Below are 24,260 nucleotides of genomic sequence, written 5' to 3'. Positions count from 1 at the left end.
AATTCTAAGTTCCCGCTGTTCGATAATTTAAACTTTACGAAAAAACTATTCTAAATTTGGGCACTAAAATCCAGACAGATGCTTACAAACCCGGGTCGTAAGAAGGCCTTATTCCTCATAACATTTCTTTTCAGTTTTTTTATTGCCTCTGCACAATTTAACCAAACAGCAATTGAAAACAGAATCCGCCCTGATAGCAGTTTAACAAACGAAGTACATTTCAATTTCTATAACTTTAACTACGTGCGGAATTATGAATATACAAATGATTTTCATGATGGTTATACGTTATACGGAACGCAACTGCAACCTCAAATCGTATATTATGCCCACCCGAATCTAGCCATAACCGCAGGTGCTTTTATCCGTAAAGATTTTGGCAGAAACGGAATAAGTGATGCTAAACCATTATTTAGTTTAAAATATCATAAACGCAACTTAACACTTGTTTTTGGTAGCCTGGAAGGCGGAATACAACATAAGTACATTGAGCCACTGTACGATTTCGAACGAACGATTACCACCCCAATTGAGTACGGAACACAACTATTGGTTGAAAGAAAAAAGTTTAACCTTGATGCATGGATTGCCTGGCAGAAGATGATTTATAAAGGCGAGGCCGCAAAAGAAGAAATTATTGGTGGTTTATCTACCGAAACTACAATTGCTGAAAATAATGGCTGGAAGTTTAGTTTTCCGGCTCAGTTTCTTGCGTTTCATCAGGGCGGACAAATTGATGTTTTGAAAGAAATTCCAATCAGCACGGTGTTTAATGGCGCAGCAGGCTTGAAATTACACAAAGCAATTAATACTAACATTAAACAAATCTACACCGATAATTACCTCGCCGTTTACAAAGATTTTTCTCCTGATAAAAGAAGGGCCTACCAGGGCGGCTTCGGGATGTGGTTAAATGCCGGCGTAGAAAGCAAATGGGGCAGCCTGGTAGCATCTTACTGGAAGGGAAATAATTTTATTTCCATAAAAGGAATGCCGCTTTATGAATCGGTTTCGAGTAATTTATATACAAACGGGTTGAAGCAAAGTGGCCGGAACATTGTATCCCTGCGCTATGCTTATCAGAAAGAACTGATTCCACATTTGTACCTCGACGTTCGATTTGAGCCTCATATCGATTTGGACAATACAGATAAACAGCTGCAGTTTAATCATTCATTTTTTATCACTTACAAGCAGGATTTTAAATTATTTAAGGTCAAGAAAAAAGATTAAATATTTTTCTGACTGCGAATTGCTGCTAATTTTCTTTTCAATATCCTTAAGCTAAGCTGACGGCCGTGGAATGCAAACTTTGTTAAACTCATGTGATTTCTTATTACTGGCCTTAGCCAACAGAATTACAGAAGTTCCTTTTGGTGCTGCCCGCCTGTATTCTGCGCAGGAATGGATCCTTACTAAGAGTTCCAAAAAAATCCGGCCAATTGATTTCCAAAACAAAAAACTATATCTTTCTTGAAAATTAGTTTTAGGCTATCTTCTTGATAACCAGCATATAAAATAGCCTTTTAACATTTATTTAACTTTTTTTTACGATTGATGCAACCAATGTTTGTAATCTGCCATCTTCTATATACAAACACACAATGAAATTGACGCGAAGCTATACGATAAACGATTTGATGGAAGGTTGCAAAGCCGGCGACCGGAAGATGCAGGAGCTGCTTTATAGGCAAACTGCACCGAAAATGTTGGCGGTTTGTATGCGGTACGCAAAAGACAGGATGGAGGCTGAAGATGTATTACAAATGGGATATATTAAGGTTTTTCAAAAGATTAAAGAATACCGTGGCGATGGTTCTTTTGAGGGTTGGATTAGAAGAGTAATGGTAAATACCGCAATAGAAAGCTATCGTAAAAACCTACGCAGCCTTAATGTAGTGGAAATAGATGAAGCTTACGAGCAACCATCTACCGGTTTTGATTTCGGTACATTGGGTATGCAGGATTTGATGAAGGTAATACAAAAGCTTGCTGATGGTTATCGAATGGTTTTCAATATGTATGTAATTGAGGGCTATTCGCATAAAGAAATTGGCGAAACATTGGGTATCTCGGAAGGCGCCAGTAAATCGCAGTTATCGAGAGCCAGGGCAATATTAAAAGAGGAAATTATAAAAATGGAGGGATTTGGTTATGCAACCTATACAGGATAAGGATTTTGATAAGTTATTTAAAAATGCTTTCGAAGAGGCCGAAATTTCGCCATCGCGAGATTTGTGGAGCAACATAGAAAGTGAAATTGAACCGAAAAGAAAGAAGATTATTCCAATCTATTGGTTATCTGCCGCTGCGGTTTTACTAATTGCCACTGTTGGTTTTTTGATTTTTAAACAGCAGGAAATTAAGCCAAAGCAGTTTGCAAACAACGTTGAGCCGAAGGTAATTAAGCCGGTGATTGAAACGCAACCTGTAGCAGATTCTGCAAAAGCGATTACGGTTAAAACACCGCTGCCTGTTCTAAGAAATAGTTCAAAACCGGTTGAAGCTGTTGCGAAAGTTAAAGTAACCAATCAACCTTCAGAAAAACAGAAAGTGGTTACAGCGCCCGAAATGCAGAAACAGGAAATCATGATTGCACAGGTGGATAAGCCGAAGGAAGATATTAAAGCTAAAATTGAGAATGCTGTTGCTAAAGTTAATCAGGAAACGGTATTTGCAGCTGCTGCAACGGTTGTTAAAGCAGATGATGTGACAGGAGAAGATAATCAGGCCGAAAATAAAGGCATTAGAAATGTAGGTGATGTTGTAAACCTGATTGTAAACAAAGTTGATAAACGGAAAGATAAATTTATCCAATTCCGTACAGATGATGATGATTCTTCACTTTCATCGATAAACATAGGGCCTTTTAAAATTGGTAAAAGAAATAGAAAATAGCGTCAGAATTTTTTGAGCCTTCAACGATTGTAAGTTGGAAGTTAATCTAAGCTTACTTAAAAAGCAATCGATATAATTCGCTCACTAAAATCACTAATTCAGATAACTCATTAATAAACACACACACAATATATGAAACATCTAATTTTTACAACACTTTTGGTAAGCGGGCTTGCCGGTGTTATGGCTCCAAGTGCTTTTGCGCAACAAGATACGGTAGTTAAGGATACCGTGATTAAAAAGAAAAGCAAGTATACGCTTACAATTGGTGGTGGGAACCTGATAACTAAAAATGCTGATTCAGCTGAAAACCCAAAAAAAGGCCGCTTCGTTGGCGGTGTTACCTTTACCAGAGTTGATTTAGGATTCTCGAGATTAATCGATAATGGCGATTTCAATCTATCTCCAAACAATGAATTTTTAGATTATAAAGGAGGTAAAACAAGCACATTTTCTTTTGATGTTTTGCAGTTTGGATATCGTTTTAACTCGAATTTCAAAGTTTACGTAGCCGGCGGTTTCGATTGGACATTGATTCGTTTGAGAGACAATATCACCATTCAAAAAAATCAACCTACTTTAAGTTACATCAATGAGCCAATCGAATTTTCTAAAAACCGTTTCTCCAGTAGCTACGTACACATTCCTTTAAACTTCGAATTTCGCACCAGCGAGAGTAAAAAAGGCAAAAGATTCTACTTTGTTGTAGGTCCGGAGGTAAGTTTCTTGTTAAACGGTAAGGTGAAACAAATTAGCGAAGAACGCGGAAAAGAAAAGCAATATGATAGTTATCATTTCCAATCAGTTCGTTACGGCGGTACCGTTAGATTTGGATACGGAGGTTTAGGCTTGTTTACCAAATACTATTTCAACGATATGTTTACAACGCCAGCTCAGGCCGGATTGAAAAATATGAGTTTCGGTATCACATTCGGATTAAACTAAAAAAATTTACAACACACAAAATAGTGAAATCCTGTTCCGGTTAGGCGGAACAGGATTTTTTGCGTAAAAACATTTCTCTTTAAGCTTTAGTCTTTCTGCTTTAAGCTTTATATTTACCCTGTGAGCGATAAAATAATTAACGTTAAAAATTTAACCAAGCAATATCAGGCTGAGCAGGCGGGCGGTATAAAAAATATCAGTTTCGAAATAAACAGGGGCGATGTGGTTGCCATTATCGGTGAGAGTGGAAGTGGTAAATCAACGCTGTTAAAATCGATTTATGGTTTATTAAAAACCGATTCGGGCGAAATCTTTTTTGAAAATGAAAAGATAAAAGGGCCCGATGAGCAACTAATTCCTGGCCATAAACAGATGAAAATGGTTACCCAGGATTTCTCTCTCAATATTTATGCAAAGGTTTACGACAACATTGCTTCACAACTATCCAACACAGATTTAAAAACCAAAGCCGAAAAAACGCTATCGATTATGGAACATCTTCGGATTCTTCCACTTCAGAATAAAAAAATAATCGAATTGAGTGGTGGCGAGCAGCAGCGTGTAGCCATAGCAAAGGCCATGGTTGCAGATACTAAAGTTTTGTTGCTGGACGAACCTTTTAGTCAGGTGGATGCCTTGTTGAAGAACCAGTTGCGTGCAGATATTAAGCGTGTTGCCGCGGAAACCGGCGTTACCGTAATTTTGGTCTCTCACGATCCTGCCGATGGTTTGTTTCTTGCCGATCAATTGCTTATTCTTCGCAACGGAGAACTCCTGCAAACCGGTCCGCCGGCAGAAATTTATCAGCATCCAAAACACATCTACACAGCACAAATTCTGGGCAATGCAGTAGTTTTATCTCGTGGCGATGCAGAAAAATTAGGTATTAAAACTTTTGCGGCGTCGGTAGCTTTTTATCCCGAATGGGCAGAAATTAGCAGCAACTGGAGCAGCAGGCGGTTCGAAGTTAAAGATGTTTACTACAAAGGTTTTTACGATGAACTGCTGCTGGAAAGAAACGGCGTAACGGTTCGGGCATTGCAATTGAACAGGGGAGAGCATAAAAAAAACGACCACGTTCAATTGAACATCAGTCGTTTCTTAGAGTTTTAAAATTCTTTTAGTTTACATATTCCGACGGAATTACAACAACCTTTACAAGAATGCGGTAACTTGGTCTAACGGAAGCCGCCAAATTTCTGCTGTCCTGAACATCAAATGTGATACCTCCGCTAAATAGCTCATAACTGTAAGCTGTATAGTTAAATGTGTATGGAAGTTGAACATCGCTATTATCATTAGTTGGATGTGTGAAGTAAACAAGTACGCCTTCGTCGTCCAACGTTACGCCGTCAAATTCTGGCTTATTCCACGTAAAAGAATAAGTGCCATTCGCATTTTGAACCCATTGATTTGGCTCTATGTAACGATTGTAGGTTTTAGCTGATGCTGGATAAACAATAGTGTCCTTTTTGCAAGATGCCAAACCCAGTGTGACAATGCAAAGCATTAGAATAGTCAGTTTTTTCATGTTGATTAGTTTTTATTTGTGTGTACTTTGCGTAATGCAAAACAACTGCCAAAAATACCTGAACACACAAAGTGGATTAATAATTGTTAATTCAGTACAGAACAAGTTCGAAAATTGAAATAATCCACCCTTGCAATGAGAATATTTTTTAGACTTTTACCATGGCTCGTTTTAGCTGTTGCGGGATACTTTTTCATCTCAAAAAAGTTTAGCATTAATACCTCGGTCGAAAGTAAACACCAGCTTTTAGTCGAAAAAATTGAGGCTATTGGTAAACTGGAACTGGTTCGCTACCAAATTAGCGATGTTTTAGAACATAAAAATAAAACCGACTTTTTACCTGAAGCAAGCGTGCTGTTAATTGTAAAAGCTGAAGCTGTAGGTTGTATCGACCTTACTAAAATTACCCGCGATGATATTGAAGTTTCTGCAGATACAGCTGTAGTAAATTTACCACAGCCCGAAATTTGTTACGTAAAAATCGACCATAAAAATTCGCGGGTTTACGACACAAAGATGGCCTTCTTTCGCGAAGCCGGCCTGGTTGATGAGGCATACAAGGCGGCAGAAAAACAGGTTACCGCAGAAGTTAAAAAATCTGATATTCTGGCACAAACTAAAACTAATGCCGCAAACGTATTGAAGCCGATTATTGAGGGCCTGGGCTATAAAAATGTAAGGCTGACTTTTAATTAAGTTAGCACCTGGGTTATTAAGGTTCTGGTTTTAAGCATTAAGATTTCACTTGATCAGCCGCTAAATAACGATTACAGGATTTTACAGGAAATCTTCCCGGTGTGGATTGAAAATATCAACTAGCAAGCCAGCCTCGAGGCAAACAACACCATGAAAAACATTTGATGGAGCGAAGAAAACATCGCCCTCGTTAAGAACTCGCTTTTCATTGCCCATACTAACCTCAAAACTTCCTTTTGCAACATAGCTTACCTGTAGGTGCGGATGGTTATGGATAGCGCCAACGGCGTCTTTTTCAAATGCAACCTTAACAAGCATTAGGTTATCATCAAAAGGCATTACTTTTCTTTTTACCCCAGCGCCTAAATCTTCCCAGGTTAAATCGTTATCAGCAATTAACGTTTTATTTGTTAAATCCTTAAAATTCATCTTTTAGCAAATTATATTATCTAAGCTGCAGATGTGCTATTATTCTACAGCTTCGGGTTGACAATTTCTATATTATTTCTTTTGACTGGTTCGTAATGAACTTAGGCTTTTTGCTTTTAAGCACTAAACCAAATACTCAAACAACGTCTGGTCCTGATTCAGTTCAATAATCTCGAACTTAAAATCTTCCATGCGTTGCAATAAACTCGCATAATCATTCTTGTTCGAAAGTTCAATACCCACTAGTGCGGGGCCATTTTCTTTATTCGTTTTTTTAATAAATTCAAACCTGGTAATATCATCGTGCGGACCTAAAACTTCGTTCACGAACAATTTTAAAGCACCCGGGCGTTGCGGGAAACGAACGATGAAGTAATGTTTCAAGCCTTCAAACAACAAAGATTTCTCTTTGATTTCCTGCATGCGTTCAATGTCGTTGTTACCGCCGCTAATTACGCAAACAATATTTTTACCGGTAATTTGGTCTTTCACCTGCTCCAGCGCCGCAACAGATAAAGCGCCGGCAGGCTCAACAACAATTGCGTCTTCGTTATAAAGTTTTAGTATTGTTGTACAAATCTGCCCTTCCGGAATGAGATAAGTGGAGCTAAGCAGTTCCTGGCAATATTGATACGTAATCCAACCCATTCGTTTTACCGCCGCCCCATCTACAAACCGTTCAATATTTTCTACTGTTACCGGTCCGCCGTTTTTTAAGGCCTCGCTTAGTGATGGAGCCCCCATTGGTTCTACACCAAAAATCTTTACCGATGGTTTTACGGTTTGCAGGTAAGCACTTACACCAGATGCCAAACCGCCGCCGCCCACGGGTACAATGATAGCATCCAGCTCAGGCAAATCCTCATAAATTTCCATCCCAACTGTCGCCTGTCCTTCAATTACCTTCTCGTCATCAAAAGGCGGGATAAAGGTTGACGATTTTTCTTCGCAGAAAACAAGCGCCTCCTTCAGGCAATCATCAAAGGTATCCCCAACTAAAATTATCTCAACATTGTCGCCGCCAAACATGTTTACCTGCTTAATTTTTTGTTTGGGCGTTATTTCGGGCATAAATATCACACATTTAATACCTAATTTTTTGCATGAATAAGCAACACCCTGGGCATGGTTTCCGGCGCTGGCACACACCACGCCATTAATTAAAGCACTTTCTGGCAACTGACTAATTTTATTATATGCCCCCCTTAGCTTGTAGGAGCGGACAATTTGCAAATCCTCACGCTTTAAATAAACATTAGCATTGTATTGCGCCGAAAGGCCTGCATTAAACTCCAAAGGCGTACGTTTTACTACGCCTTTAAGTCGCTGCAGCGCAGAATCAAAATCCAGTTTACTCGGAGTTATTGTATTCATTTTTATAGTATCAAGTCGCGATAAGTAATAGAATATTTATCGTTTAATTTTTTTTGAAAAGTAAAATCAGTGCTTCCCGGCTGCTTAGCCCTGCTATTCGTTGCAATCTTTTTGCTATCGTCAATCCGAATTCGGAGAGATCTGCACCAAAAAGTATTTCCACTACTATCAGGTTTAAAAAATTCGGTTCGTGCATCAAACTAAAACCAGGCCAAATTCTAATCTAAATTAAAAATTGATGTTGTCGCAAATTTTACCACAAAAAGTCGCTTGGCATTGCAGGCTTTAGTCGTTAACATTTCGGCTTTTTTAAGCCAGGTGCAAAGCCACCAACTGATTTAAATCAATATCGTTTATGCCCTGTTTGCTGTCTGCCAACACTAAAAATTGCTTATAAACAATATCCAAATGCTCTTTTTCCATTCTATGCCCTAAGCGATCTAAATGGTGTTTCAAGGCTGCACGGCCACTTCTTGCAGTTAATACAATTGTTGCATCCGGGAAACCAACATCTTCAGGCTTAATAATTTCGTAATTCTCCCGGTTTTTTAAGAAACCATCCTGGTGAATACCAGAACTATGAGAAAATGCGTTTCCGCCGACAATAGCCTTATTCGGCTGCACCGGCATATTCATTTTATTACGCACCATGTGGCTCATTTCGTAGAAACGGGTTGTATCAATTTGGGTATTCAAACCTAAAACTTTGTGCGTTTTCAAAATCATAACCACTTCTTCCATCGATGTATTTCCGGCACGCTCACCAATACCGTTAATGGTACATTCTACCTGGCGGGCACCATTCTGCAAACCAGCAATAGAATTTGCGGTAGCTAAGCCCAAGTCGTTATGGCAATGAACAGAAATAATGGCGTTATCAATATTTTTAACATTTTCTTTCAAAAAAAGAATCTTCGAGCCGTATTGGTCTGGAAGACAATAGCCATTGGTATCTGGAATATTTACCACTGTAGCACCTGCGGCAATAACCGCTTCAACCATTTTAGCCAAAAATTCAATATCGGCACGGCCGGCATCTTCTGCGTAAAATTCAATATCTTCAACGTACTTTTTGGCGTATTTTACCGCATCAACGGCCCGTTCCAAAATATCTTCACGCGTGCTGTTAAATTTGTGTTTAATGTGGAAATCTGAGGCGCCGATTCCCGTATGTATACGAGGCCTTTTAGCATAACGCAAAGCATCAGCAGCAACATCGATATCGTTTTTATTTGCACGCGTTAAGGCGCAAATGATTGGATTATTAACTGCTTTTGAGAGTTCGATTACGCTATTAAAATCGCCGGGACTAGACACCGGGAAACCAGCTTCAATTACATCAACTCCTAAAAGTTCGAGTGATTTAGCGATTTCTACTTTTTGGTTTGTATCTAACTGGCAGCCAGGAACCTGCTCGCCATCACGTAATGTCGTGTCGAAAATATAAACTTTGTTTGGGTCGTGAATCATAATCTTTTATTTAGGAATTGATTAATTTTTGTGATAAGAATTTCATTACCAACTTACCCATTTCAGCTGTACCTAAAACTTTAAAGCGGTTGGTGGTTTGGTCGGCAATATCGTGTGTTCTAAAACCTTCTTTTAAAACTTCATCAACGGTATCTACCAATAATTTGGCTTCGTCCTTTAACCCGAAGCCAATTTCGAGCATTAATGCTGCCGATAGGATAGAGGCCAGTGGGTTTGCGAGGTCTTTCCCCGTAATATCGTGAGCAGAGCCGTGTATCGGTTCGAAAAAACCTGTGCTTTCGCCAACAGATGCCGAAGCAAGCATACCCATAGAACCAGCAATTTGCGAAGCCTCATCTGTTAAGATATCACCAAACAAATTCGCCGTTAAAACCACGTCGAATTTTTTCGGGTTCTTAATTAGCTGCATTGCCGCATTGTCGATAAACATGTGTTCGGTTTCTACGTCAGGGTATTGTTTTGCAATTTCCTGCACGGTTTCACGCCAAAGGCGAGAGCTTTCTAAAACGTTTGCTTTATCTACCGAACATAGCCTTTTGCTACGCTGTTGTGCTGCCTGAAAAGCTCTGTGCGCAATACGCTCAACCTCGTAACGGTGGTAAATCATCAAATCTGAAGCGGTATTCCTGTCTTCAGAACGAGACTTTTCGCCAAAATATACATCACCCGTTAATTCACGGAAGAATAAGATATCTGTTCCCCTTAAAATTTCTGGTTTAATGCTCGAAGCCTGAAGAAGTTCATCAAATAGTAATATTGGGCGAAGGTTTGCAAAAAGGCCGAGTTCTTTTCTAATTTTTAATAAACCTTGCTCTGGTCTAACTTTTAAACTTGGGTCGTTATCATACATTGCATGGCCGATTGCACCAAAAAGGATTGCATCACTCTTCCTTGCTTTCTCTAAAGTTTCATCTGGCAAGGGTTCGCCGGTAGCTTCAATTGCCACATGGCCCATCAATGCTTCATCAAACAGAAATTCATGCCCAAAAATTTCGGCAATTTTTTCCAATGCTGCTTTGCCCCACGTGGTTACTTCGGGTCCAATACCGTCTCCAGGTATTACTAAAATGTTCTTCTTCATTCTTAAACGCTTTCTAGTATATTCTCGACGACTTTTACCTCGCCGTTTTCTAATAATATTCTTTTTTCTATGCAGGTTGGCAGCTGCGATTCAAAATGGCCAACATAAATTAAGGTCATTCCGTTGTTACACAACTCATCAACCAGCTGGTTAAATTGTGTTGTTTGTCGCCGGTCCAATCCCTGGCAAGGTTCGTCGAGTATCAAAAGTCCGGGGTTTTTAATAATCGTTCTTGCCAGCAGAACCAGTCGTTGTTTGCCCAATGGAAGAGCGCTTAACAACTCATTTTTGCTTTCAGTTAAGCCGAAGTATTCTACAAGTTCATCAACCTGTGCGCTTTTTGAATACGGAAGTTGCTGAAACAGTCCAACTGTATCATAAAAGCCCGACGCGATGCTTTGCCAAACCGTTGCAGTGGCATCGAAGTACCAGTGAAACTCCGGAGAAATTAAACCGATATGCTGTTTAATATCCCAAATGCTTTCGCCACTTCCACGTTTGTTGCCAAACAAATAAAGTTCGTTGGCATAAGATTGCGGGTGATCGCCATTTATCAAGCTTAGTAGCGTTGATTTGCCAGATCCGTTATGTCCTTGCAACAACCATTTTTCGCCGGCTTTAACTTCCCAGTTAATATTTTTTAAAACTTGTTTTTCGCCGTAACTGATGTTCACACCGACCATTTTTACGATATTCTCTGATGCGTAAATTGGCGATTGCTTTAAAAAGTCAGGAATTTCTCCCGCTTGCTTCACAACATCAGCGGCTAGCTCAATTGAATCCACCTCGTCCAATTTACCGCCTTTAATTTCTGCAAAATGAGTTATCGACTTTGGTAGCTCGACCTCGCTGCTTATTAAAATTAACTGAACACCTTCGGCCGAAATTTCATCTAATAAAGCATTTAAGTTTTTACGCGATGCGGAATCTAATCCTGTATAAGGCTGGTCGAGAATGAGCAATTGTGGTTTCAACCAAAGTGCTTTAATCAATTGCAGCTTTTTATGTTCTCCGCTCGATAACTCGATTAATTGAGAACTTGCAAATGAAGAAAAATTTAACGCTTCTAAAATCGGCTCCACTTTATCGAAATGCAAATGCTTTTCGCTGCCAAAAGCAACCAATTCTGCATGAACGGTTAAAGTATCTTTCGCTTGCAAACTGGTGTAGCGCTGCTGATAATAAAAGTTTGCAACGCCTTCCAGGTTTTTAAATTGATACCAGCTTTCAACTAATAAGACTTCGGCAGGCAGTTGGCTATTTAAGGCAAAATTGATGTTCACATCGCCCAAGGCACTTAAGTGCCCGGCAATAACTTTTGCCAAAGCGGTTTTGCCACTTCCGCTCATTCCTCCTAAAACCCAGTTTTCGCCGTAATTTATCGTCCAGTTTAAATCCTGTAACACCTGCTTTTGCTGGTATTTTAAATTTAAATGCTGAATGTTGACGAAATGCTCCTTCATATTTTCCTTTCGGATGATTAAATGGGTGTTATTTGCGTTTTTGGCTTTGCGCAATTATTTTTGCTCAAATTCTTCTATTAAATTTTTTTGCGCCAGAATGAAATCGATATCATCATAGCCGTTAATTAAACACGATTTTTTGTATGGATTAATTTCGAAAGCTTCTTGTGCGCCCGTTTCGATAATCGTTACCGTTTGGTTTTCCAAATCAACCTCTAAAGGCGAGCCTGCATGATGCTCAACAGCTTTAAAAATTTGCGACAAAAAGTTCTCACTTACCTGTATTGGCAGCAAGCCGTTATTTAATGCATTGCCTTTAAAAATATCAGCGAAAAAACTACTAATTACGGCATCAAAACCTGCATCTTGTATTGCCCATGCGGCATGCTCGCGACTACTGCCACATCCGAAGTTTTTCCCCGCAACTAAAATCTTACCACTGTAGGTTGGGTTGTTCAACACAAAATCTGCTTTTGGCTGGTTATCATTTTCATAGCGCCAATCGCGAAACAGGTTTTCTCCAAATCCTTCGCGGGTGGTTGCTTTTAGAAACCTCGCAGGTATAATCTGGTCGGTATCAATATTTTCTATGTTTAGCGGCACAACTGCCGATGTTAATTTTGTAAACTTTCTCATTTTATTAGTATCAAGTAGCCGGTATATGTATCACTATTTTTCCACCGTCCTATATAATATTTAGTTGTTTGCGGCAAAAACTACAAAATTGTAATGCTGGTAATAGCAGTTGGCGTTCTTCAATCCGGCGCTTTCCAGCCACTCTAATTGTGCTTTTAGCGGCGCCATAATGTCTACCTTAATTCGTTCAAAAGCGCTTTGTTTCTCTTCTTCCGTTAAATTAGGGTTCTGTTGTACATGATTCTTCCAGTTTTCGGTATATATCTTTTCCGCTAAATCTGTTTCGCCTAATACCTGGTCGGCGTTAATGAACCAGCCACCCGGACTTAAAGCTTTTGCGATTTTTTCAAAAAGCTGGCGCTTTAACTCGTTGGGTAGATGATGAATAGCCAAGCCTGAAACCACTAAATCATACTGATTTTCGGGTAAATCGACTGTTGCAAAATCTGCGTTTAAAAAGCTAATGTTTTCTTTTCCATCGAAACGCTCTTCGGCTTTTTTAAGCATTGCTTCAGAGATATCAATCAGCGTTATTTTTGCTTGCGGATATTTTTCGTGGAAGAATGCGCTCATCAATCCGGTTCCGGCACCAACATCTAAAATGTTTTTAACCGTTCCAACTTCTTCAGATAAACTTAAGGCGATGCCATAGAAATCATCAAAACAGGGAATTAGAAACCGCCTCTGCCTGTCGTATTTTTCAGAAACCGCATTAAACTGGTTTTGTATTTGTAATGTTTCCATCTCTAATTTAAACTGCTACATAATGTTCAACGGTTGGAAAAGGATCATAAAAATGATGCAACAATCTTTTCCAGTCCTGGTATTCTGAAGAACCTCTAAAGCCTCCGGTATGCGCCTCCAATGTTTCCCAGTTTACCAGCAAAATGTACTTATCCGAATCTTCTAAACACTTTTTAAGTTGATGTGAGAGGTAACCTTCCATCGCTGAGATAATTTTCTGAGCCTCTGCAAAGGCCATTTCAAATTCGGCAGTAAGGCCGGCTTTTACATTTAATATCGCAACTTCTAATATCATCTTTCTTAATATTTGTGTTCAGCAACGACCGGCTGTTTTAACTATTTTTTGCTTTTAGCCTTCAACTAAAAATTCTCTTACATCAGTAATTACGCCCGTAACGGCGGCAGCTGCTGCAGTTAACGGACTGGCTAATAATGTTCTTGCGTTTTGTCCTTGCCGCCCTTCAAAATTTCTGTTTGAAGTTGAAACGCAGTATTTCCCTGCCGGAATTTTATCCTCATTCATTCCCAAACAGGCACTGCAACCTGGTTCGCGGAGTTGGAAACCAGCGGCTTCAAAAATTTTATCCAAACCTTCGTTTTTAGCTTGCTGTTCTACTTGTTTAGAACCAGGAACAATCCAAACGGTTACGTTATCCGCCTTGCGTTTATCTTTAACAAACTCTGCAACTTCACGTAAATCTTCAATGCGTGAGTTTGTGCAACTTCCAATAAAAACATAATCTACCGGTTTGCCTATTAAAGCTGCGTCGTCATCAAAGCCCATGTAGTCCAGTGCTTTTTGATATGAAAGCTTTTCTTTTTCTGGTTGTGATAGAGTTGCCGGAATATTTTCACGAATGCCCATCCCCATCCCAGGATTGGTACCGTAAGTTATCATCGGAGCGATATCAGCCGCATCAAAAGTTAAAATGCTATCGAATTTCGCGTCTGCATCGCTGTATAATGTTTTCCAGTAAGCAAGCGCTTTGTCCCATTCCGCGCCGGCCGGGGCAAATTCTCTACCCTTTATATAATCGAAAGTAGTTTCGTCTGGCGCAATTAATCCGCCTCTGGCACCCATTTCAATGCTCATGTTGCAAATTGTCATTCTCGCTTCCATGCTCAAAGCTTCAATAGCCGAACCAGCATATTCGATAAAAAATCCGGTTCCACCGGCGGCAGAAATTTGGGCAATAATGTAAAGGATAATGTCTTTTGCACCCACACCTTTTCCAAGCTGCCCGTTTACTTCAATTTTCATCGTCTTAGGTTTCGATTGCAACAAACATTGAGTTGCAAAAACTTGTTCTACCTGCGATGTTCCTATCCCGAAAGCAATTGCTCCGAAAGCGCCATGGGTAGATGTGTGACTGTCACCACAAACCATTGTTTTGCCCGGTAGGGTAAGGCCCAGTTCTGGTCCGATAACATGAACAATTCCCTGGAAAGGATGGCCTAGGCCATAAAGTTCAATCCCAAATTCTGCGCAATTTCTTGTCAGCATATCTACCTGATAGCGGGAAAGTTCCTCTTTAATAGGTTGTAACTGGTTTAAAGTTGGCACGTTATGGTCTGCCGTAGCCACCGTTTGTTTCGGTCTAAAAACCGGTAATCCTCTTTTGCGCAAACCATCAAACGCCTGCGGAGAGGTTACCTCGTGTATTAAGTGTGTATCAATGTATAAAATATCAGGAAAGCCTTCTTCACTTTTTACAACGTGTGCGTCCCAAATTTTCTCTACTAATGTTTTTGACATCATATGTGTTATTAGCCCCACCTCAACCCTCCCGGGTAGGGAGGGAGTAGCAAGTGTGTTAATAAATTGCTTACCTTCTTAAAGGCATATACTCTTTTAATCAGCGAAATGCTGGTTTCTTTTTTATGCAGTTTTAATTGCCTTCATTGCCGTCATTGCTTTACGCAGTGTGGCGCCAATTTGTTCTACTTCATGTGAGCGAATTGCTTCGTTAACATCGATTAGCTTTCTGTTATCTACAGCGCCATCTTTACCTTCGTTAAAGTTTTTACCAACCAAATCTGTATCTACTTTCGTCATGAAATCTGCTAACAATGGTTTACAAGCCTGGTCGAACAAGTAACAACCATATTCAGCCGTGTCGGAAATTACGCGGTTCATTTCGAACAGCTTTTTACGGGCAATCGTATTCGCAATTAGTGGTGTTTCGTGTAACGATTCGTAATATGCCGACTCCGGTTTAATTCCTGCCTGAACCATAGTTTCGAAAGCGAGCTCTACCCCGGCACGAACAAAAGCAACCATTAACAGGTAGTTATCGAAATATTCCTGCTCACCAATTTTAACATCGCCGGCAGGTGTTTTTTCGAAGGCTGTTTCGCCAGTTTCTGCCCGCCATTTCAATAAATTTTTATCACCCGCTGCCCAATCTTCCATCATTGTCCGGCTAAATTCACCACTCATAATATCATCCTGATGCTTTTGGAAAAGCGGACGCATAATGTCTTTCAACTCTTCCGAAATTTCGAAGGCTTTGATTTTAGCAACATTGCTTAACCTGTCCATCATCGCGGTAATACCACCTTGCTTTAAAGCTTCAGTAATTACTTCAACACCGTATTGAACAAGTTTTGATGCGTAACCAGCATCGATGCCTTTTTCTACCATTTTATCAAACGATAAGATGGATCCGGTTTGCAACAAGCCGCAAAGAATAGTTTGCTCGCCCATTAAATCAGATTTCACCTCAGCCACAAAAGACGATTTTAAAACACCAGCCCTGTGCCCGCCAGTACCTACACAATAGGCCTTCGCCTGTGCTAATCCTTTACCTTGAGGATCGTTTTCAGGATGTACAGCAATTAAAGTCGGCACGCCAAAACCGCGAACATATTCCGCTCTAACTTCGCTTCCAGGACATTTAGGTGCAACCATAATAACGGTTAAATCTTTACGGATTTGCATACCTTCTTCTACAATGTTGAAGCCGTGAGAATATAATAATGTGGCTCCATCTTTCATTAAAGGCATAATTGCATTTACAACTGCCGTATGTTGTTTGTCGGGAGTAAGGTTAATCACCACATCAGCAGTAGGAATTAGTTCTTCGTAAGTACCAACTTTAAAGTTGTTTTCAGTTGCATTTTTCCATGAATCTCTCTTACCTTCAATTGCTTCTTTGCGCAATGTGTAGCTTACATCTAAACCACTATCTCTTAAATTTAAACCTTGGTTTAAGCCTTGGGCACCGCAACCAACAATTACCAGTTTCTTGCCTTTTAAAGCACTAATGCCGTCCAGGAACTCTGAACTTTCCATGAAATCGCATACACCTAATTGGTTTAATTTTTCTCTAAGAGGTAATGTGTTAAAATAATTTGACATCGTTTTGTTATTTATTTTATGGTTCTATTTTCTAATTATCAGTCATTCCGAGCTCGTAAAAAGATTTTTGCTTAATCCATCTAATGGCCTGTTTAGTATCTTGACAAAACATTTTTATTTTTTTGAAAAGCAAATCCTGTGCTTTTCGGCTATTTCAGTCCCGCTTTTTTTTCCTGCCGGAGAAAAGCCGGCATCCACGCCAATCGGGTTTATTTTACCACGGTCCTGTGTTTCAAAATTTTCCTGCGTCCCTCATGGTTACAAATCAGCGGCAAACTTACGTTCACTTTTTATGCAGACTGAACATCAACAATCACCTTCTTCAGTGCCCAGACGTAACCATAGTGCAGGTTATCATGGCCGATTGTTGTAATCAGTACCTCCTCAATATTCTTCATTTCAACCCCGTAAGTTGAAGTTGAAAAGGCCATTGCATTTGCAAACGCACCCTTTGCATAATCATCTCTTATTTTTTCAATGCTTTCGAGCGCAATCGCCTTCAATTCTGCAACCTCTTCCTGGCTTACCCTGTAAGTTGGGCGGGTATCTTTTTTGTAAAACTCATTAAACTTTACCGAGCCTGCATCTGCAAGTATGCCTGTGCGTACATAACAAAGTGTTTGTGTGCTCACTACAATGTGGCCAAAGTTCCAGATGATGTTGTTATTATAGCCATCCGGAATTTTGTTCAGCTGTTCAATTGTTAAGTCATCGATAAGCTGGATAAAGGCTTTTCTGGAATTAATTATGAAATCAAATACTTCGTTTATCATTTTATGCTTCTATCTCTGATTCGTCCAATGGCTGATTAAAAGTAATCTTGTTAAAGAACGGATCGTTTACGGTGACAGCCCAGCTTCCGTAGAAAGTTTTTTCCAAGCCTGGCCTGTTGTATTTATATTTTTTATCTATTATTTGCTTATGAAATTCATGTAAGCCAGTACAATCGACGTGAATGTGCGCTCCCGGAGAACTATCGCCGTGATGCTCACTCAGGTGTAATTCAATTCCACCTAAGGAGATTTGAATATAAACCGGCGTATTTTCTTCAAACCGATGTTCCCAGTCAATTTTAAAGCCCAGCCAATTCACATAAAATTCAATCGCTTTATCATAATCGAATATTCTAAGAATCGGCTTAACACTTTTACATTTCATTTTCTTAAGTTTTTGACCGCAAAGAGGAACTTTTTGCTAAAGATTGCCAGGCATTATGCCTGTAATCCCTGCTTTCTGCTTTTTCCTCTTGCTCAATGTTACATCGTAAAAATCTTTTCTCCTTTATCTAAAAACTCGTTTTCTACAAGTTCCTCTCCGGGTTCAAAAGCTTCAAACTCTTTCAGTTTTTCATGGAAACCAGCGCTATCTTTTATAATGGCAACCCTTGCCGAACGCACAAACTCTATCAGTTCATATGGTTCAAGTGCTTTTACGAGTGCATCAGTTTCTTCTCTGTGGCCAGTTACCGCGAAAACAGTATAATCTTTACGAATAACCACGGCACTTGCGCCATATTGCCTCAACAAACGCTCAACAGTTACCTTTTCAGCAATTTCATCGGTAGAAACTTTATAAAGCGCTAGTTCCTGCCAGATAATTTCGTCGTTAGTATTGAAATAAACTTTCAAAACTTCAATTTGCTTTTCAATCTGTCGTGCAAGTTTCCTCACAACCTCATAACTTTCGGTAATGACGATGTTGAAGCGATGAATCCCATCAATTTCAGATGCCGAGCTATTTAGGCTCTCGATATTGATTTTTCTTTTTGAGAAAATAATCGCAATCCTGTTTAACAAGCCAATCCGGTTCTCGGCATATACCGTTATGGTGTATTCCTGCTTTCCGTCTAAATCAGCTTTATCTATTTTATGTTCTATTGTATTTTCAGTACTCATGATGTTTCTTTTAACCGTATCGTCCATTTCAACCGTGCGGAGCAAACTTTATTTTAAGTTCTCTCCATTTGGCTGCGCTCCAGTCGAGTTAACGCTTGCGCCGCCTTTCGTTCCTGGCTTTATTTCAACCTAATTTCACTTACGCTCATTCCCTGCGGAACCATCGGAAAAACGTTGTTTTCTCTTCCAACCATTACTTCCAACAGGTAAGAACCTTCGTGGTTAATCATGGTTTCCAATGCCTTTCTTAAATTAGCCCGTTCATCAACCTTAGCGCCCTCAATATAATAGGCTTTTGCCAAGGCGACAAAATCCGGACTGGTAATGTTTACGAAAGAGTAGCGTTTATCGTGAAATAATTGTTGCCACTGGCGAACCATTCCCAAGAAACGGTTATTTAAAATCAGGATTTTTACCGCTGCCCCGAATTGCATTATCGTACCCAGTTCTTGCGGCGTCATTTGGAAACCACCATCGCCGATGATGGCAATTACCGTTTTAGCAGGCGCACCATATTTAGCGCCAATTGCTGCGGGCAAACCAAAACCCATTGTTCCTAAACCACCAGAGGTAATATTGCTGCGGGTGTTATTGAATTTGGCGTAACGACAGGCAACCATTTGGTGCTGACCAACATCGGTAACGATTACTGCATCGCCGCCACAAATTTCGTTGATGTTGCGCAAAACCTCACCCATAGTCATTTCATCACCGGTAGGATAAAGTTCTGGCGTAATAACCTGGTCTATTTCCTGCTGATTATAGTCTTTGAATTTAGCCAACCAATCTTCATGTTTGTTTTCATTTACTAAATTGGTAAGCAGGGGAAGGGTCTCTTTACAATCGCCCCAAATTCCAACTTCTGCCTTAACATTTTTATCAATTTCAGCAGGGTCAATGTCCATGTGAATAACTTTTGCTTGCTTCGCATACTTATCCAACCTACCGGTAACGCGGTCGTCGAAACGCATACCAATGGCAATTAACACATCACATTCGTTAGTTAAAACATTTGGGCCATAGTTTCCATGCATGCCCAACATGCCAACATTTAGTGGATGTGCTGTCGGGATTGCGCCATCGCCCATGATTGTCCAAGCTGCAGGAATACCGCTTTTTTCAATAAAGGCTTTAAATTCTTGTTCTGCACCACCTAGAATTACACCCTGGCCAAATAAAACAAAAGGCTTTTTGGCAGCATTAATAAGTTCTGCTGCCTGCTCAATATAGGCGACCCTCACTTTTGGTTTGGGGCGGTAGGAGCGAATATGATTGCATTTTACATATTCAGGAAATTCCTCAACCTGTAATTGTGCATTCTTTGTGATGTCTATTAGCACCGGACCAGGCCGGCCGCTTTTAGCAATGTAAAATGCTTTAGCTAAAACTTCAGGAATTTCCTTTGCATCGGTAACCTGATAATTCCATTTGGTAACTGGAGTAGTAATGTTGATTACGTCTGTTTCCTGGAAGGCATCTGTACCCAGTAAATGCGCAAAAACCTGTCCCGTGATACATACCAACGGTGTGCTGTCAATTTGAGCATCTGCCAAACCGGTAACTAAATTTGTTGCACCCGGGCCGCTTGTTGCGAAACAAACTCCAACTTTGCCACTTGCCCGGGCAAAACCTTGGGCTGCGTGAATGCCACCTTGCTCGTGGCGAACCAAAATATGTTCTAATTTATCTGCGTAATCGTAAAGTGCATCGTAAATTGGCATAATTGCACCGCCTGGATAACCAAAAATAGTGGTTACGCCTTCTTCAATTAATCCATTCAATAAAACCTGCGATCCCGTTCCTTTAAACGAATTTTTTGAGGTTTCTGCTTTAACCTCGGGTTGTCGTATTATATCTTGTGCAGTTTCCATAATCTTGTTTTTGCGGTTGTAATATTCTTTAAGCTAAAACCGAATTCTTCCCCCGGTTTTTCCAAATTAATTGAGCAATCTCTCCTTTTTATCGATTAGGTGTGCATTTTGCAAACCTCCACTAAGAATAGCTCTACGTTGAGTTTCAAACGCCTTTGGCATGTTCCGGGTGCCAACCCAACTCAAAGTCATAGTCTGTGATGCTGATTTTGGCTCATCACAGCCCGACACAATTTGCGGCCGCATACTTGCCCGCTCAATTCTACTTTCAATGCTTTTAATAATTTGCATATTGTATTCATTTAAATATTAATTTATTGTCGGGATGACTTTAAAATTTAATATTCATCAGTTACGCAACCACTGGCAGCGTCTGAAACTGTTCTGGCATATTTATAAAGCACACCTTTAGTTACTTTTAAAGCTGGCTGAACGTATTTTTTTCTTCGCTCTACGATAATTTCTTCGCTTACCTGTAAACTTATAATATTGTTTACAGCATCAATTAAAATTGGATCGTTATCCTCTACCAAACCAATCAACCCGCCCTTGTAAGATTCAGGCGTGATGTGGCCAACTACGAAACCATGTGTTCCGCCTGAGAAACGGCCGTCGGTAATTAAAGCAACCGATTTGCCCAAACCCGCCCCGATAATAGCAGAAGTTGGTTTTAACATTTCAGGCATGCCTGGCGCACCAACCGGACCAGAGTTTTTAATCACAATTACATCGCCAGGTTGAACTCGCCCACTTGAAATGCCTGCAATTAAATCATGCTCCCCATCAAAAACACGTGCAGGTCCCTCAAACTTTTCTCCTTCTTTACCAGAAATCTTTGCAACTGAACCTTTTTCAGCAAGATTGCCGTAAAGGATTTGCAAGTGGCCCGTTGGCTTGATGGGTTCGCTCAATTTTTGTATAATTTTTTGGTCGTAGTCCATAATGGATTTAACATCGGCCAGGTTCTCAGCAACAGTTTTCCCGGTTACGGTTAAACAATCGCCATGTAACAAACCTTCGTTCAACAAGTACTTTAGCACCGCAGGTATACCGCCATACTGGTGTAAATCCTGCATCAGGTATTTACCACTTGGTTTAAAGTCTGCAAGAACAGGCGTAACATCGCTCATCTTTTGAAAATCATCCTGAGTAATTTCTACACCAATAGCCTTACCCATTGCAATAAAATGCAATACCGCATTGGTGCTTCCACCCAAAATAATAATCGAGCGTATCGCATTTTCAAACGCTTTTCTTGTCATGATATCAGATGGTTTGATATCCTTTTCCAATAAAATTTTGATGTATTTTCCGGCGTCTAGACACTCTTGCTTTTTCTCTGGACTAATTGCAGGGTTGGAAGACGAATAAGGTAAGCTCATACCTAAAGCCTCAATAGCAGATGCCATGGTATTTGCTGTGTACATACCTCCACAAGCGCCGGCACCCGGACAAGTGTGTTTAATGATGCCCTGATAATCTTCTTCAGAAAGATTTCCGCAAATTTTTTGTCCCAAAGCCTCGAAAGCAGAAACAATATTTAATTCCTCGCCCTTGTAATGGCCAGGAGCAATTGTTCCACCGTAAACCATTATTGAAGGCCTATCTAAACGAGCCATTGCCATAATTGCACCAGGCATATTTTTATCACAACCAGGAATAGAAATTATTCCATCATAATATTGACCGCCGCAAATGGTTTCGATACTGTCTGCTATTACATCGCGACTAACCAGTGAGTACCGCATGCCATCGGTGCCATTACTCATGCCATCACTCACTCCAATCGTATTAAAAATCAAGCCCACTAAATCATTTTTCCAAACCCCAGCCTTTACATCTTTCGCAAGGTCATTCAGGTGCATATTGCAGGTGTTTCCATCGTAACCCATGCTTGCAATGCCAACCTGTGCTTTTGCCATATCTGCATCGGTTAATCCGATTCCGTAAAGCATGGCCTGTGCCGCAGGTTGTGTTGGGTCTTGTGTAAATGTTTTACTGTACTTATTTAATTCGCTCATTGTTTAAAATGTATATTCTGGTTCTATTGGTTTTCATTTATATTCATGCCAGGTATTAGATAATTTTACAAGGTGCTTCTTACCAGACAATTTCTGTTAACAGCTTTCTGCTAGATAATTACCTCGTAGTTTACTTTTTCAAGCACAAGATTTTTATAAGCACGTTGTATTGTATAACCTATTGATTCTCTCCAAAGCGTACGAAAAACGATGTCATCGATTGAGGCAATACCTGCTATCTCTGTAGCAGTTCCACATAAAAATGCACCATCAGCCTTCCTTAAATCCTCAACTGTTAATTTTTTTTCGATGCATTCAATATCCAGAACTGTGCAAAGTTCTTTCACTGTTGCCCTGGTAATTCCCGGTAAAATATTGCCCAATGATGGGGTGTATAACTTTCCGTCTTTCTCAAGAAAAATGTTTGCACCCGACGATTCAGCTACAAATCCGTGCATATCTAACAGCAAGGCATCATCGTAACCTTTCACATTGGCCGCAGTTGTGGCTAAAATCGAGTTTACATAATTTCCACTCAATTTAGCCTCCATTGGAGTCGATTTAGGATTTGGCCTTTCATAATCTGAAATGCTTAGTTTTAAAAGCTTATTTCCAGAGTAGGCATCCCAGTCCCAGGCGCATATGAAAATTGAAACACCGCCTGGACTGTTTAACTTCATATTAGGGTGGCAAAAAACCAAGGGCCGGATATAAGCGTCCTTTAACTTATTTAAAGTAAGTAGCTTGTAGGTTTCCTTAATCAGCTCCTGTTTATCCCAGGGAAAGGGAATGTTTGCCAGTTGACAAGAACGTTCTAAGCGGTCGAAATGTGCTGCAGCCTTAAAGATGCGGTTTCCATTATGTGTTTTATAAGCCCTAATGCCTTCGAAGGCAGCGTAACCATAATGTAGCGACTGCCCGTATAAGTCTGTACTGCTATCCACAGCTTTTTCGAACCGACCATCAAGGTAAATAATCGTATTAGAATTATAGTATTTCATAATACCGCGTTTTGTTATTTAAAAAAAGCGTCCTGTTTTTGTCAGGACGCTTTAAGTATATTAATTATTAATAATCTATTTAAAAGCCACCCGTCTTCTTTCCTAAAATTAGGAGTAGGAGATTGAGAATAATGACAGGCAACAACAGCGCAAAACCACCTGTGGTTGTAGCGCTATTATTAAAAAATGTGTTGCTTCGAATTGTCATTATTTCCTGATGATTTATAAATACCAATTTAGTTTTTGGTTCATTAATATGCAAGAGAAATCAAAAAAAAGTGAATTTAGAATAATATTTTATAATACGCTGTTGCTACCGAATATTATTCTATCATATAATAGATTTAGTGATTTAATGCCGTCAACCTTATACCAAATATCGAAACGGTATACGGTATGTTTATTATGCAAGCATTATAAAATAGGTTACATTCTTCTTAAAATGAATAAAAAACAGCGAAAGTTGAATTTTTTAATTAAATATTAATCAAAAAAAAAGCCTTTCCGAAAATCGGAAAGGCTTTATAAATGCTGAGCTTTCAGCAATAAGAATTTCAATTAAGCAATACCTTCCGCCAAAACAACAATTTTGTTGTGGATAACTTCAACCACACCGCCCTTGATAAAGAAGCGTTGTTCATCGGTTTTGTTCGCTTTGATAATTACTTCCCCATCTTCTAAAGTGGAGATGATAGGGGCATGGTCTTTCAAAATCTGAAAAGAACCTAAAGTACCCGGAACAGTAACTGCCGTTACTTCACCTTCGTAAACTTTTTTATCTGGAGTTAATATTTCTAAATTCATTTTTAAAGTTTTACGTTCT

25 protein-coding genes are annotated in these 24,260 nt (G+C 39.8%); 6 read left to right on the top strand and 19 right to left on the bottom strand.

What is annotated here, in order from left to right:
- Positions 1-78 precede the first annotated feature (78 nt).
- The 5 genes from AC0IWT_RS11815 (at position 79) to AC0IWT_RS11795 (ending at position 4,956) form a co-directional block, all read left to right on the top strand.
- Positions 79-1,233 (top strand): hypothetical protein, encoded by a 1,155-nt coding sequence (locus AC0IWT_RS11815; protein ID WP_471797362.1) that lies wholly within the window; start codon positions 79-81, stop codon positions 1,231-1,233.
- Positions 1,234-1,604: 371 nt separating this feature from the next.
- Complete coding sequence (locus AC0IWT_RS11810; protein ID WP_056869978.1) at positions 1,605-2,174, top strand: RNA polymerase sigma factor; 570 nt, start codon at positions 1,605-1,607, stop codon at positions 2,172-2,174.
- Positions 2,155-2,898, top strand: coding sequence for a hypothetical protein (locus AC0IWT_RS11805; RefSeq protein WP_471797361.1), 744 nt, complete (start codon positions 2,155-2,157; stop codon positions 2,896-2,898). Before AC0IWT_RS11810 ends, AC0IWT_RS11805 begins: the two co-directional genes overlap by 20 nt.
- Positions 2,899-3,030: 132 nt before the next feature.
- Positions 3,031-3,843, top strand: a complete 813-nt coding sequence (locus tag AC0IWT_RS11800; RefSeq protein ID WP_471797360.1) for an outer membrane beta-barrel protein — start codon at positions 3,031-3,033, stop codon at positions 3,841-3,843.
- A 120-nt stretch (positions 3,844-3,963) separates the two neighbouring features.
- Positions 3,964-4,956, top strand: a complete 993-nt coding sequence (locus AC0IWT_RS11795; protein WP_471797359.1) for an ABC transporter ATP-binding protein — start codon at positions 3,964-3,966, stop codon at positions 4,954-4,956.
- Positions 4,957-4,963: 7 nt separating this feature from the next.
- Here AC0IWT_RS11795 and AC0IWT_RS11790 read toward each other — a convergent pair whose 3' ends face one another.
- The gene (locus AC0IWT_RS11790) at positions 4,964-5,374 is read right to left on the bottom strand and encodes a hypothetical protein (protein ID WP_056869982.1); all 411 of its coding nucleotides are present in this window, start codon (positions 5,372-5,374) and stop codon (positions 4,964-4,966) included.
- Positions 5,375-5,509: 135 nt separating this feature from the next.
- On the opposite strand from AC0IWT_RS11790, the gene AC0IWT_RS11785 reads away from it, so the two are divergent.
- Positions 5,510-6,070: a DUF4230 domain-containing protein gene (locus AC0IWT_RS11785; RefSeq protein WP_056869983.1), complete on the top strand. Its 561-nt coding sequence runs from the start codon at positions 5,510-5,512 to the stop codon at positions 6,068-6,070.
- 81 nt (positions 6,071-6,151) lie between these two features.
- Here the strand turns inward: AC0IWT_RS11785 and AC0IWT_RS11780 are convergent, their stop codons facing one another.
- The 18 genes from AC0IWT_RS11780 to atpC form a co-directional block, all read right to left on the bottom strand.
- Positions 6,152-6,499: a cupin domain-containing protein gene (locus AC0IWT_RS11780; protein ID WP_471797358.1), complete on the bottom strand. Its 348-nt coding sequence runs from the start codon at positions 6,497-6,499 to the stop codon at positions 6,152-6,154.
- A gap of 123 nt (positions 6,500-6,622) precedes the next feature.
- Entirely contained in the window at positions 6,623-7,873 is a 1,251-nt protein-coding gene (gene ilvA, locus AC0IWT_RS11775; RefSeq protein WP_471797357.1) for a threonine ammonia-lyase IlvA, read from the bottom strand.
- A gap of 309 nt (positions 7,874-8,182) precedes the next feature.
- Positions 8,183-9,343 (bottom strand): 2-isopropylmalate synthase, encoded by a 1,161-nt coding sequence (locus AC0IWT_RS11770; protein ID WP_082491350.1) that lies wholly within the window; start codon positions 9,341-9,343, stop codon positions 8,183-8,185.
- Between the two features lie 10 nt (positions 9,344-9,353).
- Entirely contained in the window at positions 9,354-10,445 is a 1,092-nt protein-coding gene (gene leuB, locus AC0IWT_RS11765) for a 3-isopropylmalate dehydrogenase (RefSeq protein WP_471797356.1), read from the bottom strand.
- Between the two features lie 2 nt (positions 10,446-10,447).
- Positions 10,448-11,908, bottom strand: a complete 1,461-nt coding sequence (locus tag AC0IWT_RS11760; RefSeq protein WP_471797355.1) for an ATP-binding cassette domain-containing protein — start codon at positions 11,906-11,908, stop codon at positions 10,448-10,450.
- 54 nt (positions 11,909-11,962) lie between these two features.
- The gene (gene leuD / locus AC0IWT_RS11755; RefSeq protein WP_471797354.1) at positions 11,963-12,544 is read right to left on the bottom strand and encodes a 3-isopropylmalate dehydratase small subunit; all 582 of its coding nucleotides are present in this window, start codon (positions 12,542-12,544) and stop codon (positions 11,963-11,965) included.
- Positions 12,545-12,604: 60 nt separating this feature from the next.
- Complete coding sequence (locus AC0IWT_RS11750; RefSeq protein WP_056869988.1) at positions 12,605-13,288, bottom strand: class I SAM-dependent methyltransferase; 684 nt, start codon at positions 13,286-13,288, stop codon at positions 12,605-12,607.
- 7 nt (positions 13,289-13,295) lie between these two features.
- Positions 13,296-13,583, bottom strand: coding sequence for an antibiotic biosynthesis monooxygenase family protein (locus AC0IWT_RS11745; RefSeq protein ID WP_056869989.1), 288 nt, complete (start codon positions 13,581-13,583; stop codon positions 13,296-13,298).
- A gap of 54 nt (positions 13,584-13,637) precedes the next feature.
- Positions 13,638-15,044, bottom strand: coding sequence for a 3-isopropylmalate dehydratase large subunit (gene leuC, locus AC0IWT_RS11740; RefSeq protein ID WP_471798498.1), 1,407 nt, complete (start codon positions 15,042-15,044; stop codon positions 13,638-13,640).
- A 123-nt stretch (positions 15,045-15,167) separates the two neighbouring features.
- The gene (gene ilvC, locus AC0IWT_RS11735; RefSeq protein ID WP_056869991.1) at positions 15,168-16,649 is read right to left on the bottom strand and encodes a ketol-acid reductoisomerase; all 1,482 of its coding nucleotides are present in this window, start codon (positions 16,647-16,649) and stop codon (positions 15,168-15,170) included.
- A gap of 290 nt (positions 16,650-16,939) precedes the next feature.
- On the bottom strand, positions 16,940-17,422 hold the full coding sequence (locus AC0IWT_RS11730) for a DinB family protein (RefSeq protein ID WP_471797353.1): 483 nt from the start codon (positions 17,420-17,422) through the stop codon (positions 16,940-16,942).
- A gap of 1 nt (position 17,423) precedes the next feature.
- Positions 17,424-17,807, bottom strand: coding sequence for a glyoxalase superfamily protein (locus AC0IWT_RS11725; RefSeq protein ID WP_056869993.1), 384 nt, complete (start codon positions 17,805-17,807; stop codon positions 17,424-17,426).
- A 98-nt stretch (positions 17,808-17,905) separates the two neighbouring features.
- Complete coding sequence (ilvN, locus tag AC0IWT_RS11720) at positions 17,906-18,544, bottom strand: acetolactate synthase small subunit (protein ID WP_056088599.1); 639 nt, start codon at positions 18,542-18,544, stop codon at positions 17,906-17,908.
- 119 nt (positions 18,545-18,663) lie between these two features.
- Positions 18,664-20,415 (bottom strand): biosynthetic-type acetolactate synthase large subunit, encoded by a 1,752-nt coding sequence (gene ilvB / locus AC0IWT_RS11715; protein WP_471797352.1) that lies wholly within the window; start codon positions 20,413-20,415, stop codon positions 18,664-18,666.
- A gap of 66 nt (positions 20,416-20,481) precedes the next feature.
- A complete protein-coding gene (locus AC0IWT_RS11710; protein WP_471797351.1) occupies positions 20,482-20,706 on the bottom strand; it encodes a hypothetical protein in 225 nt (74 codons plus the stop codon).
- Positions 20,707-20,753: 47 nt separating this feature from the next.
- The gene (ilvD, locus tag AC0IWT_RS11705) at positions 20,754-22,436 is read right to left on the bottom strand and encodes a dihydroxy-acid dehydratase (protein ID WP_471797350.1); all 1,683 of its coding nucleotides are present in this window, start codon (positions 22,434-22,436) and stop codon (positions 20,754-20,756) included.
- Positions 22,437-22,546: 110 nt separating this feature from the next.
- The gene (locus AC0IWT_RS11700; protein WP_471797349.1) at positions 22,547-23,437 is read right to left on the bottom strand and encodes an aminotransferase class IV; all 891 of its coding nucleotides are present in this window, start codon (positions 23,435-23,437) and stop codon (positions 22,547-22,549) included.
- Between the two features lie 558 nt (positions 23,438-23,995).
- The gene (gene atpC, locus AC0IWT_RS11695; RefSeq protein ID WP_056869999.1) at positions 23,996-24,241 is read right to left on the bottom strand and encodes an ATP synthase F1 subunit epsilon; all 246 of its coding nucleotides are present in this window, start codon (positions 24,239-24,241) and stop codon (positions 23,996-23,998) included.
- Positions 24,242-24,260: the final 19 nt, after the last annotated feature.

This window comes from Pedobacter sp. AC464 (assembly GCF_979253075.1).
Note: the sequence above shows the minus strand (reverse complement) of the source record. Positions and strands in the feature narration are given on the sequence as shown.

Coding starts and splice junctions, on each gene's coding strand:
- AC0IWT_RS11785 (WP_056869983.1), top strand. CDS start 5,510: ATGAGAATATTTTTTAGACTTTTACCATGGCTCGTTTTAGCTGTTGCG.
- AC0IWT_RS11700 (WP_471797349.1), bottom strand. CDS start 23,437: ATGAAATACTATAATTCTAATACGATTATTTACCTTGATGGTCGGTTC.
- AC0IWT_RS11730 (WP_471797353.1), bottom strand. CDS start 17,422: ATGATAAACGAAGTATTTGATTTCATAATTAATTCCAGAAAAGCCTTT.
- AC0IWT_RS11780 (WP_471797358.1), bottom strand. CDS start 6,499: ATGAATTTTAAGGATTTAACAAATAAAACGTTAATTGCTGATAACGAT.
- AC0IWT_RS11750 (WP_056869988.1), bottom strand. CDS start 13,288: ATGGAAACATTACAAATACAAAACCAGTTTAATGCGGTTTCTGAAAAA.
- atpC (WP_056869999.1), bottom strand. CDS start 24,241: ATGAATTTAGAAATATTAACTCCAGATAAAAAAGTTTACGAAGGTGAA.
- AC0IWT_RS11770 (WP_082491350.1), bottom strand. CDS start 9,343: ATGATTCACGACCCAAACAAAGTTTATATTTTCGACACGACATTACGT.
- leuB (WP_471797356.1), bottom strand. CDS start 10,445: ATGAAGAAGAACATTTTAGTAATACCTGGAGACGGTATTGGACCCGAA.
- AC0IWT_RS11745 (WP_056869989.1), bottom strand. CDS start 13,583: ATGATATTAGAAGTTGCGATATTAAATGTAAAAGCCGGCCTTACTGCC.
- AC0IWT_RS11725 (WP_056869993.1), bottom strand. CDS start 17,807: ATGAAATGTAAAAGTGTTAAGCCGATTCTTAGAATATTCGATTATGAT.
- ilvB (WP_471797352.1), bottom strand. CDS start 20,415: ATGGAAACTGCACAAGATATAATACGACAACCCGAGGTTAAAGCAGAA.
- AC0IWT_RS11805 (WP_471797361.1), top strand. CDS start 2,155: ATGCAACCTATACAGGATAAGGATTTTGATAAGTTATTTAAAAATGCT.
- ilvC (WP_056869991.1), bottom strand. CDS start 16,649: ATGTCAAATTATTTTAACACATTACCTCTTAGAGAAAAATTAAACCAA.
- AC0IWT_RS11760 (WP_471797355.1), bottom strand. CDS start 11,908: ATGAAGGAGCATTTCGTCAACATTCAGCATTTAAATTTAAAATACCAG.
- ilvN (WP_056088599.1), bottom strand. CDS start 18,544: ATGAGTACTGAAAATACAATAGAACATAAAATAGATAAAGCTGATTTA.
- ilvA (WP_471797357.1), bottom strand. CDS start 7,873: ATGAATACAATAACTCCGAGTAAACTGGATTTTGATTCTGCGCTGCAG.
- leuC (WP_471798498.1), bottom strand. CDS start 15,044: ATGTCAAAAACATTAGTAGAGAAAATTTGGGACGCACACGTTGTAAAA.
- AC0IWT_RS11800 (WP_471797360.1), top strand. CDS start 3,031: ATGAAACATCTAATTTTTACAACACTTTTGGTAAGCGGGCTTGCCGGT.
- AC0IWT_RS11790 (WP_056869982.1), bottom strand. CDS start 5,374: ATGAAAAAACTGACTATTCTAATGCTTTGCATTGTCACACTGGGTTTG.
- leuD (WP_471797354.1), bottom strand. CDS start 12,544: ATGAGAAAGTTTACAAAATTAACATCGGCAGTTGTGCCGCTAAACATA.
- ilvD (WP_471797350.1), bottom strand. CDS start 22,436: ATGAGCGAATTAAATAAGTACAGTAAAACATTTACACAAGACCCAACA.
- AC0IWT_RS11710 (WP_471797351.1), bottom strand. CDS start 20,706: ATGCAAATTATTAAAAGCATTGAAAGTAGAATTGAGCGGGCAAGTATG.
- AC0IWT_RS11815 (WP_471797362.1), top strand. CDS start 79: ATGCTTACAAACCCGGGTCGTAAGAAGGCCTTATTCCTCATAACATTT.
- AC0IWT_RS11810 (WP_056869978.1), top strand. CDS start 1,605: ATGAAATTGACGCGAAGCTATACGATAAACGATTTGATGGAAGGTTGC.